Source organism: Phytobacter massiliensis JC163 (assembly GCF_000321045.1).
Taxonomy (GTDB): domain Bacteria; phylum Pseudomonadota; class Gammaproteobacteria; order Enterobacterales; family Enterobacteriaceae; genus Phytobacter_A; species Phytobacter_A massiliensis.
The window spans coordinates 1-456 of record NZ_CAEO01000198.1; the positions used below are offsets into that span (position 1 = coordinate 1).

At 50.9% G+C, this 456-nt stretch carries 1 protein-coding gene; it reads left to right on the forward strand.

Annotated elements, in window-relative coordinates:
* Window positions 1-388 (forward strand): energy transducer TonB (locus tag ENTHG_RS00195; protein WP_237567433.1); only part of this gene is annotated, 388 nt, incomplete at its 5' end.
* Between the last annotated feature and the right edge of the window lie 68 nt (window positions 389-456).

The window sequence follows — 456 nt, forward strand, 5'->3', positions numbered from 1 at the left end:
CAATTCAAAAATGACGCGATTTCTTTTAAGCATACTTTCCATCTCGATACTGGCTGGCTGTGCGGTGCTCAAACCGGAAGGGTGCAGCAAATCGCGCTCTACGGACAATTGCGTCTATACCGGGCAGGCTCGTTATCCCGTCTCACAAAAAGAGTGTGAAGGACGCATCTTTAAGGAAACTCCGCGTTATCCTGCTGAGGCGCAGGCTAAAAAGATATCGGGGCAGGTAACCGGCAAGTTTGATGTTAACGACAGCGGTAATGCTAAAAATATCACGCTTGAAGGCGATAAGCTTTTCTACGCGACAGCTGCGCAAGCCATCAGCCGTAGCTGCTGGAAAGCAGGCAGCAGCAATCAGACAGTTTCATACAGCTTTAATCCACTGTGAGGTGAGTGAGCCAGGCGCTTGAGGGGCAGATACCCGCGGCGGTCTGGTTGGCGGGGTTAATATCCAAT